We start from the raw sequence: 13,008 nt of genomic DNA on the forward strand, positions 1-13,008 counted from the left end.
GCCTGGATCCAGCCGGACTAACCGGTGTGAAGTCGCTTTCGACCGATCATGACCATAGCCCTCAATCGCAACAACTCTCTCCGGTCCCGCTGGCGGAGGCGGTTTACCAGCTGGGTGCGTGGTCCAACGTTCGCGCGGGATATCGCCATCATCCTCGCCATCAAATTCGCACTGCTGATAGTGCTCAAATACTCATTCTTCAATCATCCTCAAGCGGAGCATATGTCGCTGCCGCCTGAACAGGTTTCGCAGGCGCTGCTGTCCGCACCTGCTTCGCATCCGTCTCAAGGTGATCAACATGCCCGTTAGCGAAGTCGTAGAACTGTCGCGCCTCCAGTTCGCCATCACGGCGCTCTATCACTTTCTGTTCGTGCCGCTCACCCTCGGCCTCGCGTGGTTGCTCGTCATCATGGAGTCCGTCTACGTGATGACGGGCAAACAGATCTATAAGGACATGACCCAATTCTGGGGCAAGTTGTTCGGCATCAATTTTGCAATGGGTGTCGCCACGGGTCTCACGCTGGAATTCCAGTTCGGCACCAACTGGGCGTACTATTCACACTACGTCGGCGACATCTTCGGCGTGCCGCTCGCCGTCGAAGGGCTGATGGCGTTCTTCCTCGAGTCGACCTTCGTCGGTCTGTTCTTCTTCGGCTGGAACCGGCTCTCGAAAGTGCAGCACCTGATCGTCACGTTTCTCGTCGCGCTCGGCTCGAACCTGTCGGCGCTGTGGATTCTGGTGGCCAACGGCTGGATGAACAACCCGGTCGGCGCCGTCTTCAACTACCAGACCATGCGCATGGAGCTCGACAGCATCTTTTCCGTGCTGTTCAATCCGGTCGCGCAGGTGAAGTTCGTGCACACCGTGTCGGCCGGTTATGTGACGGCGGCGATGTTCGTGCTCGGCGTGTCGTCGTGGTATCTGCTGAAGCGCCGTGACACCGAGTTCGCGCTACGTTCGTTCGCGATTGCCGCTGGTTTCGGTCTGGCGTCCACGTTGTGTGTGATCATACTCGGCGATGAATCGGGTTACACCACCGGCGAAGTTCAGCAAGTGAAGCTGGCTGCAATCGAATCAGAATGGGAAACCGCGCCCGCACCCGCGCCGTTCACGATATTCGGTATTCCGAATCAGAAGGAACAGCGCACGGATTACGCCATCCGCGTGCCGTACGCGCTCGGCATCATTGCAACGCGTTCACTCGACGAACCCGTGGTCGGTCTGAGAGATCTGATTACTCGTAACGAAGGCCGCATCAAGGAAGGCATGGTGGCCTACACCGCGCTGCAAAAACTGAAACAAGGCGACGCCACCGACGAAGCCAAAGCCGCCTTCGAAGCCCACAAGGAATTTCTCGGCTACGGTCTGCTGCTCAAGCCGTTCACCGCGAACGTCACCGACGCCACGCCGGATCAGATTGCTCAGGCAGCCGAACGAACAATTCCGCCGGTCCTGCCGCTGTTCTTTTCCTTCCGCCTGATGGTCGGCCTCGGGCTACTTTTCCTCGCCACTTTCGTGCTGGCGTTCTGGTTCTGCGCGCAACGCACGCTGCTGCTGGACAAGCGCCGCTGGTTCCTGCGCTGGACCGTGTGGGCGATTCCGTTGCCGTGGATTGCGGCTGAGTTCGGCTGGATCGTCGCTGAAATGGGTCGTCAACCGTGGAGTATCGCCGGCATTTTGCCGACCAACCTGGCCGCGTCGAATTTGACGACCCGCGATCTGTATCTGAGCATTGCCGGCTTCGTGCTGTTCTACACGGTGTTGTTCATCATCGAGATCATGCTGATGTTCAAGTACGCACGGCTCGGCCCTTCGTCGCTGCACACAGGCCGCTATCACCATGAAACAAACCAGCCGCTGAATCAGCCGCTGCCGACCAACACGGCCGCCTGATTCGCCGCCACCGCGCTTCAAGGGAAAAATAATCATGGATTACGCAACCCTCAAATTGATCTGGTGGGTGCTGATCGGCGTACTGCTGATCGGCTTCGCGCTCACCGACGGCTTCGACATGGGCGCAGCAATCCTGCTGCCCTTCATCGCGAAAACGGACGCCGAACGGCGCATTGTCGTGAATACGGTCGGCGCGACATGGGAAGGCAATCAGGTCTGGCTCGTCACCGCGGCCGGCGCGATGTTCGCCGCGTGGCCGCTTGCGTATGCGGCGTCGTTCTCGGGCTTCTACTTCGCAATGTTGCTGGTGCTGTTCGCTCTGTTCTTCCGGCCGGTCGGGTTCGACTATCGCGGCAAGCGTGAGAACCCACGCTGGCGCACGGCGTGGGACTGGGGACTGTTCGTCGGCGGCTTCGTGCCGGCGCTGGTGTTCGGCGTCGCGTTCGGCAACCTGCTGCAAGGCGTGCCGTTCTCGTTCGATACCGACTTGCGCGTCACGTATCACGGCGGCTTCTTCGGCCTGCTGAATCCGTTCGCGCTGTTGTCCGGCCTCGTCAGCGTGTCGATGCTGGCTGCGCACGGCGCGGCCTTCGTGAAGATGAAGACGGATGGCGTGATCGCCCAGCGTGCGTCGCTGGCGCTACGCATTGCGTCGCTGGCCGGCGTGGTGCTGTTCCTCGTGGGCGGCGCGCTGGTCGCCACGATGATCGGGGGCTATCAGATCGTCGACGGCCCGCCGCTCGACGCGGTCGCCAATCCGTTGCTGAAGACTGTCATCGGCGCACCCGGACTGTGGCTCACCAACTACTCGCTCTATCCGTGGATGGTGCTCGCTCCTGTGGCCGGTCTCGTCGGCGGCGTGCTGGCCGTGTTGCTCGCGCGCTCGCGCTTCGAGAAGAGCGCGTTTCTGTCGACCGGGTTGATGATCATCGGCGTGATTCTGACGGCGGGCTTCTCGATGTTTCCGTTCATCATGCCGTCGTCGCTCGACGGCCGCAGCAGCCTGACCATGTGGGATTCGACGTCGAGCCGCATGACGCTGGAGATCATGCTGGTCGCCGTGATCATCTTCCTGCCGCTCATTCTGCTGTACACGAGCTGGGTGTATCGCGTGATGCGCGGCAAGGTGACCGCCGCGGCGCTCAAAGAAAATCACCATTCGATGTATTGATCGGCACTACGTTTAACAGGAGTTTGTGATGTGGTATTTCAGTTGGCTGCTCGGGATCGGCGTCGCGTTGGCGTTCGGCATCATCAACGTGATGTGGCTGGAATCGCGCAGGCCGGTGGAAACGGCAAAGGCCAGGACGCGTTGATGCCGCATGTGGCGGCTGTGTGTCGGTAAACGTAAAAGCGGCACCTTGAAAATTCAAGGTGCCGCTTTTCTATTGCCACTGCTTTTATTGCGGCGGCTTTTATCGCCACGTTACCGAACGCCAGGCAGCGCGGTGCGCTTGCCTGGCACCGCTTGCGTTACGCCGGCAACGGAGTCGCGCCGCCGCTTTGCGGCATGCGCGTCGCCAGCTTCGCGGCGTAGCGCTGCGCAGCCTCGCCGACGACGATATGGAACGTGTCGGCGGAGACCCATGCGGTGTCGAGCGCAGCGAGACGCTGGCGATCGACCACCGACGGATCGCGCACGACGATACGCAGACGCGTCGACGCCACCGCATCCAGCGACACCACGTTGCCCGCGCCGCCGAACACGGCGAGCCAACGCAGCGGGTCCGGGTCGAGCGGACCGCCTTGCGCGTCCGGAGCGGTAGGCGCGGTTGCAGGTGCCGCGGGTGCAGCCACAGCAGCAGGAGCATCCACCTTCACCGTATTGCCACCACCTTGCGCGATCACCGTGCGCATCTCATCCGCGATGATGTCCGCTTCCGGTCCGATGATCACCTGCACGTTGGTCGCGCCGCGCTTGAGCACGCCGCGTGCGCCGATCGACTTCAGTTCGCTCTCGGAAACCTTGTTCGAATCGACCACCGACAGACGCAGACGCGTCGTGCAGGCATCCACCATCGACAGATTCGACGCGCCGCCAAGCGCCGCGATATAGCGCTGCGCGCGCGGCACGGCTGCACCGGCTGCCGGCGACACGAAGCCGCCCGCCGCGAACGAATCAACCTGCTCGTCGGCGGCCGCGGGTTCGCGACCCGGCGTCGCCATGTTGAACTTGCGGATGAAGAAGCGGAACAGCCCGTAGTACACCACCGAGTAGGCCAGACCGAGCGGAATCGCCCACCAGCCTTTGGTCGACAGGCCATAGTTCAGCACGTAGTCGATTGCGCCGGCGGAGAACGTGAAGCCGAGGTGAATGCCGAGCGCCGAACAGATCGCGAGCGACAGCCCGGTCAGCAGCGCATGGATCACGTACAGCACCGGAGCGAGGAACATGAAGCTGAATTCGATCGGCTCGGTCACGCCCGTCAGGAACGAGGTCAGCGCCATCGAGAACAGCAGGCCGCCGACCATCGCGCGGCGCTCCTTCGGCGCTTCATGGAACATCGCGAGACACGCGGCCGGCAGGCCGAACATCATCACCGGGAAGAAGCCCGTCATGAACGTGCCCGCAGTCGGGTCGCCCGCGAAGAAGCGGTGCAGGTCACCCGTCACGGCGGCGCCGCCCGGCGGCGTGAAGGTGCCGAACACGAACCACGTCAGCGAATTGAGGATGTGATGCAAACCCGTCACGAGCAGCAGCCGGTTCAGCACGCCGAACACGAATGCGCCGAACGCGCCCGCGGTGGTCAGCCAGTGGCCGGCTGTATCGATCACGGCCTGCACCGGCTGCCACACGTAGCCGAACGCAATGCCTAGCCCGAGACAGACCACCCCCGTGGCAATCGGCACGAAGCGTTTCCCTCCGAAGAACGCGAGGTAGTCGGGCAGCTTGATGTCCTTGTACCGGTTGTACAGCAAGCCCGCGACGATACCCGCGACGATACCCGACAGCACGCCCATGTTGAGCTTGTCGTTCATATCCTTCATCACCGCGATCTGGACCAGATAACCGATCGCACCCGCGAGACCCGCCACCCCGTTGTTGTCTTTCGCGAAACCGACCGCCACGCCGATCGCGAATAGCAGCGGCAGGTTGTCGAAGATCGCGCCGCCGGCGTCGGCGATCATCTTGATGTTGAACACATCGGGCTGGCCCAGGCGCAGCAGCAGGCCGGCAACCGGCAGCACCGCGATAGGCAGCATCAGCGCGCGTCCCAGGCGCTGAATCTTCAGAAACGGATTCCCATCCATTGATATCTCCAATCCTTGTCTCGTGGTCGAACTTCGTCGTTGAGTTTTGTTGCGAGTTTTCTTGCTATACCTAAACACTGTGCGAAGCGGGCTATGGACCGTGTGGGGTTCAGTCCAGAGGCCAGGTTTCGCGGCTTGCTGCTCTTACCGCCTGCGCCGATTCGAGCGCCAGGGCATCCTGGGCGCGCTGACGGCACAGCTGATAATCGAGGTTGCGCACGCGCGCCTTGATGCCCGGCACCGACACCGGGTCCACCGACAGCTCGGTCACGCCGAGGCCGACGAGCAGCGGCATCGCGAGCGGATCGCCCGCCAGCGCGCCGCACACGCCGACCCATTTGCCATGCTTGTCCGCGCCTTGCACGGCGGCCGCAATCAGGCGCAATACGGCCGGGTGCAGGCCGTCGGCTTGCGCGGCGAGATCGGCCTGGCAGCGGTCCATCGCGAGCGTGTACTGCGTCAGATCGTTGGTACCGATCGACAGGAAGTCCGCGTGCCGCGCCAGTTGATCCGCCAGCAGCGCCGCCGACGGCACTTCGATCATCACGCCTACTTCGATCGGTTCCGTGCGGCCCGCTTCGTGCGCCAATTCATCGATACGCTTGCGGATGCGGATCAGTTCGCCGACATCGGTGACCATCGGCAGCAGGATGCGCACGGCGCCGAGCGGCTGCACCGAGAGCAGGCCGCGCAACTGATCGTCGAGCAGATCCGGGCGCACCTGAGCGAGGCGAATGCCGCGCAGGCCGAGCGCCGGATTCGGTTCGGGCGGCAGCGTCAGATAGTCGACTTCCTTGTCCGCGCCGACATCCAGCGTGCGGATGATCGCGGTGCGGCCGCTCAATGCATCGACGATCGACTGGTAGCTCTGACGATGTTCGTCGGTGCTCGGCGCAGCCGCGCGATGGATGAACAGCAATTCGGTACGCAACAGGCCGACCGAATCGGCGCCGTTGTCGACGGCGGCTTTCGCGTCGTCGAGCGTGGCGATGTTCGCGGCTACCTCGATCGCGCGGCCATCGGCGGTCACCGCGGCCTGCTGCGAAGTGCGGCGATTCGCTTCGCGCACGTCGGCGAGGCGGCTGCGCTCCCGACGCGCACGCTCGACGTCGAGCTCGGTCGGCGCAAATTCGAGGCGCCCCGTGCTGGCGTTCACCACCACTTGCGCGCCTTGAGGAATCGCATGCAACGCATCGCCGACCGCGACCAGCGCGGGAATGCCCGCCTGGCGCGCGAGAATCGCCGCGTGCGAGGTCGCGCCGCCGCGCGCCATCACCAGTGCGGTGACGCGCGAGCGATCCAGCGACGACAGGTCGGACGGCGTGAACTCCTCAGCCGCGAGCACGGCTTCTTCCGGCAGCGTGCGCGCCGCCGCGTTCGTATAACCGAGCGCGCGCAGCACGCGTTTTTCGATATCGCGCAGATCGGCGGCACGTTCAGCGAGCAACGCGTCTTCGATATTGCTCAGGATTGCGATCTGTGCGCGGATCGCGTCGCGCCACGCAAAGCCGGCGCTCTTGCCGAGACTGATCAGATCGCGCGCGGCGTCGAGCAGCGTCGGATCTTCCAGCAGCACGCGATGCACCGCGAAAATCCCCGCTTCGCCGTGCGCGCCGCGTTGCGACGCGTCGCGCACGGTCGTGTCGAGATCGGCATCGACGGTGGCGATCGCCTTGTCGAGCAGGCGGCTCTCCGCAGCGGACGTGCCGTTCGCCTGTTCCGGCGGATCGGTGTCCGCGTCATCCCAGCGCACCAGCTTGCCGACCGCGATGCCCGGCGCCGCGCAAACGCCCGCGAGCGTATTCGGCGCGAGCGCTTCGCCCGCCGGACGCGGCACCGCTTGCGGCGCCGGCGAGCTTTGACGTGCCGGTTTCTCTTCGACTTCGCCGTGCGCTTCGCGCGTCAGTTCGTGAGCAACCGCGTCGACCGCGGCTTTGGCTTGCGGGCCGACGCCGAGCAACTCGACGCTCGCGCCTTCGCCCGCTCCGAGACCGAGCAGACCGACCACGCTTTCGATCGCCGCCTTGCGCCCCTCATAACGCACTTCGACGCGCGCGTCGAAACCGCGCGCCGCTTCGCGCGCACGCGCGGCGGGCCGCGCATGCAGACCACCCGCGTGAACCAGCTTGACCTGGAGACGAGCTTCCTCGGTCACGTTCGTCGCGCTCGCCTGGCGCGCCGCGTCGGCCGCCGCGCCGTCGCGGGCGCGCAGCACCAGCAGCGACGTTTCACCCGCCTTCAGCAAGCCGCGTTGCGCACGCTCGACGATCTCGAACGCGTCCGAATTGGCAATCGCGATCACCGACACGAGGCTCGGCGCATTCAACGCCACCTGGTCCTGATCGAACTCGATCAGCACGTCGCCGGCACGCACCTGCGCGCCCTGCTCGACCATCGGCGCAAAACCTTTGCCGTTCAGCTCGACCGTGTCGATACCGATGTGCAGCAAAATCTCCGCGCCTTCGGCGGTCGCGAGCGTAACCGCATGACCGGTGCGCGCGAGATGGGTGACGGTGCCGTCGCATGGCGCGACGAGCCGCCCTTCCAGCGGATCGACGCCGATGCCGTCGCCGAACATGCCACCCGAAAACACCGGGTCGGGCACGTTCGCGAGCGGCACGACCGGACCGGTCAGCGGCGCGAGCAAAACAATATGGCCTTCAGAATGGCTCATCAAACGGGACTCCTCGACACGTCGCATCTGATTTCTCTTCAGTGAGTTTCGGTGACTTTGTTGAGATGACGCGGCGCGTCTGGATCGCGCCCGCGCGCGGCGGCAAGGCCGGCGGCCATCACGTAAAAGGACAGGATGGCGGCGATCGGGTCGAGCGCCGCGTGAGCGGTGGCGGCCAGCGGCAAGGTGGCCTCGGGCACGTCGTCCGGCGCGGCGAGCAGCACGCGCGCGCCGCGCGCCCGCATGTCGTGCGCGAGTTGCAGCAGACCCGCCTGTTCTGGTCCGCGCGGGGCGAACACCAGCAACGGGTAATCGCGGTCGATCAGTTCCATCGGACCGTGACGCACTTCCGCGCTCGAAAACGCTTCGGCCTGAATGCCGGAGGTTTCCTTCAGCTTGAGCGCGGCTTCCTGCGCGATCGCGAGACCCAGACCGCGGCCGATCACGATCATGCGCTCGATGCCGCGCAGTTCGTCGACGGCCTTCGACCAGTCGAGCTTGCCTGCGCGCTCCAGTGCCTCGGGCAGCGTGTTCAACGCGCCGAGCAGTTCGGCATCCTTCTGCCAATGCGCGACCAGTTGCGCGGAGATCGACAGCATCGCGATATAGCTCTTGGTGGCCGCGACGCTCAGTTCCGGGCCGGCGACGAGCGGCAGTTGCCATTCGCAAGCATCGGCCAACGGCGAGTTCGGCGCGTTCACGGCGGCAACGGTCAACGCGCCTGCATTGCGCAGCGCCGTCATCGTGCCGACCAGGTCCGGGCTCTTGCCCGATTGCGAGAACGCCAGCGCGAGCTGATCGCGCACCTGCAACGGCGCCTGTTGCAGGGTCGCGACCGACATCGGCAGCGACGCGACCGGCACGCCGAGGCGGCTCATCGTCAGGCTGGCGAAGTAGCTCGCCGCATGATCCGAGCTGCCGCGCGCGACAGTCAGCGCGACGTGGCGCGGCTGTTCAGCCAGCTTCGCCGCGAGGGCCGCGACGCGCGAGGTGTCCGTGAGTTGCGCGGCGACCGTTTCAGCGGACGCCAGCGCTTCTTTAAGCATATTCGACAATTGCTTCTCCTTCGACGTAAGTCGCGGTCAACGCCAGTTCACGATCGAACACGACCACATCGGCCCACGCGCCGCGCGCGATCCGGCCGCGGTCCTCGAGACCGAGATAGTCGGCGGCGTAGCGCGACAGACGGTTTGATACATCGGCGATCGGCAGGCCGATCGATACGAGATTGCGCAGCGCCTGATCCATCGTCAGGGTGCTGCCGGCGAGCGTGCCGTCGGCAAGACGCACGCCGCCCAGGCACTTCGTCACGTGCTGGCTGCCGAGGCGGTATTCGCCGTCGGGCATGCCGGTGGCCGAGGTGCTGTCCGTCACCACGTACAGGCGCGGGATCGCGCGCAATGCGGCGCGGATCGCGCCCGGATGAACGTGCAGCAGGTCGGGAATGATTTCGGCGAACTCGGCATGCGCGAGCGCCGCGCCGACGAGCCCAGGATTGCGGTGATGCAGCGGCGACATCGCGTTGAACAGATGCGTGAAACCGCACGCGCCGTGCTTGAGCGCGGCGACCGCGTCGTCGTAGGTGCCGAGCGAATGGCCGAGCTGCACGCGCACGCCGCGCGCCGCCATCGCGGAGATGATCTCCATATGGCCGGCGATTTCCGGCGCCAGCGTGACCACGCGGATCGGCGCGATCGACAGATACTTCAGCACTTCGTCCATCACCGCAGAGACCGCCGCGTCCGGTTGCGCGCCGAGCTTGCCGGGGTTGATGTACGGCCCTTCCAGGTGCACGCCGAGCACGCGCGCGCCGCCCGGCGTGCGCACCTTGGCGTTGTTGCCCAGACCGGCGACCACGTTCATCAGTTCGTCGCGCGGTGCGGTCATCGTGGTGGCGAGCAGGCTGGTCGTGCCGTAGCGCGCATGCGTGCGGGCAATGACTTCGATCGCGTCGCCGGCTTCCATCACGTCGGAACCGCCGCCGCCATGCACGTGCAGATCGATGAAGCCGGGCAGGATGTACGGCGCGTCGTTGGTCGACGGATCGACCCGTTCGCCGGTGAGCGCCGTGATACGGCCGTTTTCGTATTCGAGCGTGCCGTGAATCCACCCATCGGTGGTGAGTATGTTTCCGGTCAGCATGAGTCTCTCTGGTAAGACGTGATACGGGTGTGACTGAATTGCGCTTGCCGGCGCCGCTTCTATCGCTTTAGCCACTTCTGCACTCTCTATCGGCTGGCCGCGCTGCCAGGCCAGGCTCGCAATTCAGGTGCGCAATTCGGCGACGAAGTCGTAGTAGTCGTCGCGGCAATAGGTGTCGGTCAGCTCGATTGCGCGCTGATCGGCGCTATACCCGATACGGGTAATGACCAGCAGTGCCGTGCGCGGTTCGATGTCCATCAACGAGGCGATCTCGCTCGACGCGTTGACCGCGCGGAAGTGCTGCAACGCGCGCACGACCGCCGCGCCGCGTTGTTCCAGAAAGCTGTAAAGCGATACGCCGATCGCCTGCGGGTCCGGCACGATCGCCGCCGGCAGCGCCGAATGCTCGACCGCCATGACGATGCCGTCCGCGCGCCGCAGCCGGCGCAGACTCGCGACCGCCGCGCCCGGCGAGAGCCCGAGGTGCACCAGCTCGTCGCGGTTGGCGGCGCGGATGGCGCGCTCCAGCCACACCGAATCCGGCCGGAAACCGCGCTGCTGCATCTTCTTCGTGAAACCGGTGAGGCGCGACAGCGGATCTTCGACGCGCGGCGTGATGAAGCTGCCCGCACCGCGCGCGCGCCGGATCAAGCCCTGCTCGACCAGCAGTTCGATCGCCTTGCGCGCGGTGATGCGCGACACGCCGATCGCGTCCGACAGCGTGCGCTCCGACGGCAGCGCTTCGCCGGCCGACCACACGCCGCAATGGATCGCCGTCGCCAGATTGCGCGCAAGCTGCAAATAGAGCGGCGTGACGTTGCGGGCGTCAGGCATCAGTGCGGACCAGCGAGTTTCCATGGGACTCCGGCGGCCGTTGCGAAGAGGTCGGCCTACGAAAAATGAGAGCCCATTATATAACCAACATAATACCAGTCAACCGACTGGTTCCATGCTGGTATGACGAGGTGCAAAGCCTTGCGGGATAAGGCTCGCAAGGGTGCGAGAGGGCTGCGCGGGCGGTATTTTCGCGCTAAGGACTTACCCGTATTGGGCCGTCTGGAGAGTACCGGCGCGCGTCGCAGTGGCTCTTACGGAGACTGGCCGGGAGCCTCCTCAAAGGTACCTTTTTAATACCAGTTAGCTGAGGTGATTGCCGGCGTGGCTTTTTTCTCGACAGGCGTTCCAATATAGTGCGGATAACAAGTCATAAACATTCCCCGGGGGAGCAGCATTTGACTGATTCCGAGGCGCTGCGACGCGCTCAGGCCGTCCGCCATTTCAACCGTTTCTACGTGCAGTACATTGGTGCCCTGCATGAGCATCTGGCGAAGAGCGCGTTCTCCTTGACCGAAGTGCGCGTGCTGCACGAACTCTCCCGCGCACGTGCGCAAACAGCTTCGGCGCTCGGCCGGACCCTCGGTCTCGACAGCGGCTATCTCAGCCGCCTGCTGACCAGCTTCGAACGGCGCGACCTGATCACGCGCCGGCCGTCCGACTGGGACGCGCGCCAGTCGCTGATCGCTCTCACCGCCGCCGGGCACGCGGCCTATGAGCCGCTCGATACCGCCGCCGTCGATGAAGTGTTGGCCTTGCTCGGCGGCCTCAGCGCGCTTTCCCAGGAACAGCTGATCGCCGCAATGAAGCTCATCGAGCGGTTGCTCGGCGACACACCGAACCACGAACTCGTAATACTGCGCCAGCCGCGCGCTGGCGAATGCGGCTGGCTCGTGCATCGCCAGGCGCAGTGGTTCGCCGCGGAATACGGCTGGGATCAATCGTTCGAGGGATTGCTGGCGCGCGTCGTGGCGGACTACACGCAGCGCAACGATGCGGTCCGCGAGATGTGCTGGATCGCCGACCAGAGCGGCATGGTGGTGGGTTCGGCGTGCGTCGTCGGGGTATCGACGACGGTGGCGGGGGTGCGCCTGCTATGGGCCGAGCCGGACATGCGGCGCCTCGGCATCGGCACGCAATTGCTCAGCGAATGCGTGCGGTTCGCGCGGCGCGCGGGCTACACGAAGCTCACGCTGACGACCGCCAGCACGCTCGCGCAACTGCGGCGGCTCTGCGAGCGCGCCGGCTTCAGGCTTGCCGGCACGGCGGCCCAGCGCCGCTTCGGCAAGGATCTGACGATCGAAAGATGGGAACTGGAGTTGTAGCGGCAGGCGCGGCGTCCATGGGGCCGCACGCGCCTGGCTGGCATGCGTCGCTTAGAACGACGGTACCATCGAACCTTTGAACTGAGTCTTGATGAACTGGCGCACGTCTTCCGACTGGTAAGCCGCGACCAGCTTCTTGACCCACGGCTTGTCCTTGTCCTGCGCGCGCACGGCGATCAGGTTCGCGTACGGGCTGTGGATGTCTTCCAGCGCGATTGCATCCTTGGTCGGCTGCAGGCCGGCGGCCAGCGCGAAGTTCGTGTTGATCACGGCGGCGTCGACATCCGATAGCGAACGCGGCAGTTGCGCGGCGTCGAGTTCGACGAACTTGATCTTCTTCGGATTCTCGGCGATGTCGAGCGGCGTGGCGTTGTTGCCGCCGGTGCCCGCGTCAGCCTTCAGCTTGATCAGGCCCTGCGCCTGTAGCAACAACAGCGCGCGGTTTTCGTTCGACGGATCGTTCGGCACCGCGACCTTCGCACCCTGCGGCAGATCCTTCAGCGACTTCAGCTTCTTCGAGTAGACGCCGAGCGGCGAGATGTACGTGAGGCCGGCATTGACGAGCTTGTAGCCGCGCTGCTTGATCTGGCTATCGAGGTACGGCTGGTGCTGGAAGCTGTTCGCGTCGAGGTCACCTGCGTCGAGGGCGGCATTCGGCTGCACGTAGTCGTTGAATTCGACGACCTTCACGTTCAGGCCTTCACGCTTCGCCACTTTCGTGACGACTTCCCAGATTTGCGCATCCGGGCCGCCGATAGTGCCGACCTTGATGACTTTGTCGTCGGCGTGCGCGCCGAAGCTGGCGAGGATCGCCGCGCCGGCGACCACTGCGGAGAGGGCTTTGAGGATGTTTCTGCGCTGCATGTAATTCTCGCTGTTTCTAATTC

General features: G+C 64.6%; 11 protein-coding genes. 5 read left to right on the plus strand and 6 right to left on the minus strand.

All coding sequences use genetic code 11. The features are described from left to right. Window positions 1–48 precede the first annotated feature (48 nt). The 4 genes from cydP to cydX are packed head-to-tail and all read left to right on the plus strand — an operon-like array spanning window position 49 to window position 3,210. Window positions 49–309 (plus strand): cytochrome oxidase putative small subunit CydP, encoded by a 261-nt coding sequence (gene cydP / locus P0D89_RS06950; protein WP_408376265.1) that lies wholly within the window; start codon window positions 49–51, stop codon window positions 307–309. After that, on the plus strand, window positions 299–1,894 hold the full coding sequence (locus tag P0D89_RS06955) for a cytochrome ubiquinol oxidase subunit I (protein ID WP_408376266.1): 1,596 nt from the start codon (window positions 299–301) through the stop codon (window positions 1,892–1,894). The genes cydP and P0D89_RS06955 overlap by 11 nt, the downstream gene beginning before the upstream one ends. 34 nt (window positions 1,895–1,928) lie before the next feature. Continuing rightward, window positions 1,929–3,065 carry a cytochrome d ubiquinol oxidase subunit II gene (gene cydB, locus P0D89_RS06960; protein WP_408376267.1) on the plus strand — a complete coding sequence of 379 codons (1,137 nt, stop codon included), beginning with the start codon at window positions 1,929–1,931 and terminating at the stop codon, window positions 3,063–3,065. Between the two features lie 28 nt (window positions 3,066–3,093). Next, the gene (cydX, locus tag P0D89_RS06965) at window positions 3,094–3,210 is read left to right on the plus strand and encodes a cytochrome bd-I oxidase subunit CydX (RefSeq protein WP_149668505.1); all 117 of its coding nucleotides are present in this window, start codon (window positions 3,094–3,096) and stop codon (window positions 3,208–3,210) included. A 157-nt stretch (window positions 3,211–3,367) separates the two neighbouring features. On the opposite strand, the gene nagE is transcribed toward cydX, so the two are convergent. The 5 genes from nagE to P0D89_RS06990 all read right to left on the minus strand — a co-directional run bounded on the left by nagE (window position 3,368) and on the right by P0D89_RS06990 (window position 10,820). Next, on the minus strand, window positions 3,368–5,146 hold the full coding sequence (nagE, locus tag P0D89_RS06970; RefSeq protein ID WP_408376268.1) for an N-acetylglucosamine-specific PTS transporter subunit IIBC: 1,779 nt from the start codon (window positions 5,144–5,146) through the stop codon (window positions 3,368–3,370). A 109-nt stretch (window positions 5,147–5,255) separates the two neighbouring features. Beyond that, window positions 5,256–7,820: a phosphoenolpyruvate--protein phosphotransferase gene (ptsP, locus tag P0D89_RS06975; RefSeq protein ID WP_408376269.1), complete on the minus strand. Its 2,565-nt coding sequence runs from the start codon at window positions 7,818–7,820 to the stop codon at window positions 5,256–5,258. Between the two features lie 38 nt (window positions 7,821–7,858). Then, on the minus strand, window positions 7,859–8,866 hold the full coding sequence (locus P0D89_RS06980; protein WP_408376331.1) for an SIS domain-containing protein: 1,008 nt from the start codon (window positions 8,864–8,866) through the stop codon (window positions 7,859–7,861). Continuing rightward, on the minus strand, window positions 8,859–9,962 hold the full coding sequence (nagA, locus tag P0D89_RS06985; protein WP_408354184.1) for an N-acetylglucosamine-6-phosphate deacetylase: 1,104 nt from the start codon (window positions 9,960–9,962) through the stop codon (window positions 8,859–8,861). The genes P0D89_RS06980 and nagA overlap by 8 nt, the downstream gene beginning before the upstream one ends. A gap of 123 nt (window positions 9,963–10,085) precedes the next feature. Beyond that, window positions 10,086–10,820, minus strand: a complete 735-nt coding sequence (locus P0D89_RS06990; RefSeq protein ID WP_408354187.1) for a GntR family transcriptional regulator — start codon at window positions 10,818–10,820, stop codon at window positions 10,086–10,088. Between the two features lie 374 nt (window positions 10,821–11,194). Here P0D89_RS06990 and P0D89_RS06995 point away from each other — a divergent pair, with 374 nt between their 5' ends. Beyond that, window positions 11,195–12,121, plus strand: coding sequence for a bifunctional helix-turn-helix transcriptional regulator/GNAT family N-acetyltransferase (locus tag P0D89_RS06995; RefSeq protein ID WP_408376270.1), 927 nt, complete (start codon window positions 11,195–11,197; stop codon window positions 12,119–12,121). Between the two features lie 51 nt (window positions 12,122–12,172). Here P0D89_RS06995 and P0D89_RS07000 read toward each other — a convergent pair whose 3' ends face one another. Next, window positions 12,173–12,985: a MetQ/NlpA family ABC transporter substrate-binding protein gene (locus P0D89_RS07000; RefSeq protein WP_408376271.1), complete on the minus strand. Its 813-nt coding sequence runs from the start codon at window positions 12,983–12,985 to the stop codon at window positions 12,173–12,175. Between the last annotated feature and the right edge of the window lie 23 nt (window positions 12,986–13,008).

This window comes from Paraburkholderia sp. RL18-085-BIA-A (assembly GCF_046027075.1).
Classification (GTDB): Bacteria; Pseudomonadota; Gammaproteobacteria; order Burkholderiales; family Burkholderiaceae; genus Paraburkholderia.